Below are 2,231 nucleotides of genomic sequence, written 5' to 3'. Positions count from 1 at the left end.
TGTCCGAGGGGCTGGAGGGCTGGTCGATCCTGCAAGACAGGTCCGGCAAGACGATCATCCGTCTGGCGCGGGATGGGCTCGATTTCCAGGTATCAGCCGAACTGGCCGGCCGCATGCGGGACGCACTGGCGCTCGATGCGGCCAATTCGCTGGCCGAGGTCGATCCGCAATACATCACCGCCACCATCTGCCTGACCCAAAGCCTGCTGTTCATGTCCTGGGACAGCGGCTCGACGCCGGTCTATCCGCAGGTCTATCCGCAGACCGCGCTGATGATCGGCGGGCTGATGCGCTCGGACGGCGCCGCGATCACCATGCTGGGGCCGCAGAGCCTGGCCTATGACACGGCCGTCCCCGGCAGCGGCTTCGTCAGCCCCGATCCCGCACCCTCGGACCCGGGCGGCGCCTATTACGCGGTCAAGGGCTACAATGGCTGGCGGCGCAAATACGGCCTGATCGAGCGGCGCAATGTCGGCACGCTCTGGGGCCAGTCGGGTGAGCACATCACCCGCTATAATTCAGCCCTCGGTGATGCGCCGTCGGGCCTGACCGACAGCGCGCTGCATTGGGACAATCTGATGTTCTGGCTGGACGAGCTGGAGCGTCTGGCAGCCATCGACGGGCTGATCCCGCGCGTGGATCTCTATGTCTGCCATGGCACCAGCTCCAAGGCGGATGACGATCCTGCGCTGCACGCCACCACCCTGCGCAACCTGATCACCGCCCTGCGCGCCGAGTTCGACGCCCGCAATTTCGAGGATGCCGCGATCTATTTCAGCCAGCCGGGCGGCGATACCGACACCAGCCTGGCCGCCGAGCACTGGCAGGTGGTGCAGAGCTATCTCGATCTGGCCGAGCAGGGTTACGGAGTCCTGGTCACGCCCGAGGCCTATATCCCGATCATCGACAACAATGTCCATTTCAGCGAGGCGCAGGGCGAGCCGCTTCTGGGCATGTTTAATTGGGCCCGGGCGGCACGCGAGGCGGGCCGGTCCTGGACGATCCGCCGCCCGGGCGTGTCGCGTTCGGGCAATGTCATCACCCTCGACTACGCCTCGTTGTGGGACGGCGAGATGTGGGAGATCGAGCCTGACCGCTATGCCGGGCAGGGCATCGACGCCAATCTGGGATGGACCGCGACAGGCGCGACGATCACCGGGGTCGAGCTGCTGGGCCGGCAGGTGCGGCTGACCTGCGATGCGCTACCCACCGCCATCAGCTACATGATGCAGGCGCAGGACGTGCGAGGGCTGGATGACGGCTACACCGCCTTTAGGGGCCGCATCGTGACCACCTCGCGCATGCGCGACCCGCTCAACCCCTCCATCATCCACCGCCGCCGCATGCCGTCGCATCGCATCGCAATCGCCTAGGAGATCACCATGGCCGGAATTTTGACCGCAGATATCGACGCGCCGCTGGCCGCGACGCTGGGCGTCGTCACCACGCTCGACAGCATCCTGGCCGGCATCCCCGACCTTGTCGATGTCTGGCGCACCGATGCCACCCACATCGGGCGGGACGCCAATGGCCGGGTTTCAACCTGGACCGGCGGCATTCACGGCCGGCAGTTCGTGCAGACCGCCGCCGCCCGCCAGCCGCTTTATATTGCCGGCACCGGTGTCGATTTCGGGGATGCCGCCGTCGCACGCGGAACCATGACGCTTTCAGGCGCCGCCATCGGCCAGATGGCGACCGGCAGCATCGGGTTGCGCGTGATGCTGGAGGTGCAGGACGAGACGGTCGACAGCCAGACCATCGCTGGCCAAGACCTCAATGCCACCGGCACCGGCGTGGTGCGGATCGCCTATCGCTATGTTTCTGCTGGGCTTGGCAATTATGTGCGTGGCCAGATCGGGGGCAGTTCGATGGATATCGACATGCCGGCGGCTGTGCGTGACGCCATGATCTGGATGACGATCTCGGGTGGCGCGGCCTCGATGACGGTCAACGGCGTCGCGGCCGCAGCCCCGCTGACCGTGGCCAACCTCAACCTGCCCACCTTCGCGATCGGCGGCGCCCGCGACGCCTCCCCGGCGCTCGCCGGAGCAATTTCCGGCATCTGCATTGCCGGATCGATCCTGACCGCCAACCAGCGCGCGGCAGTCGAATGGGCCATGCGCAACGCAATCTGACCAGAAAGGGACCGATCATGCCTGCCTATACCGCAACTGACAGCTGGAGCGCTGCGATCACCGTGGCCGCCGGCGATATCATCCAGAATACCGGCC

General features: G+C 66.2%; 2 protein-coding genes. Both read left to right on the top strand.

Features of this window, described 5'->3' with window-relative positions; all coding sequences use genetic code 11:
- The coding region (locus DFP89_RS20470; RefSeq protein ID WP_181870418.1) for a hypothetical protein at positions 1-1,373 on the top strand (1,373 nt) is incomplete at its 5' end.
- A 9-nt stretch (positions 1,374-1,382) separates the two neighbouring features.
- A complete protein-coding gene (locus tag DFP89_RS19885; protein ID WP_114351031.1) occupies positions 1,383-2,135 on the top strand; it encodes a hypothetical protein in 753 nt (250 codons plus the stop codon).
- The last annotated feature ends 96 nt before the right edge of the window (positions 2,136-2,231 follow it).

The organism is Paracoccus lutimaris (genome assembly GCF_003337565.1).
Classification (GTDB): Bacteria; Pseudomonadota; Alphaproteobacteria; order Rhodobacterales; family Rhodobacteraceae; genus Paracoccus; species Paracoccus lutimaris.
The sequence above is the reverse complement of the archived record's forward strand: the minus strand, read 5'-3'. Positions and strand labels throughout refer to the sequence as shown.

Bases quoted from the DNA above. Each gene is read 5' to 3' on its own strand.
- DFP89_RS19885 (WP_114351031.1), top strand. From the start codon at position 1,383: ATGGCCGGAATTTTGACCGCAGATATCGACGCGCCGCTGGCCGCGACG.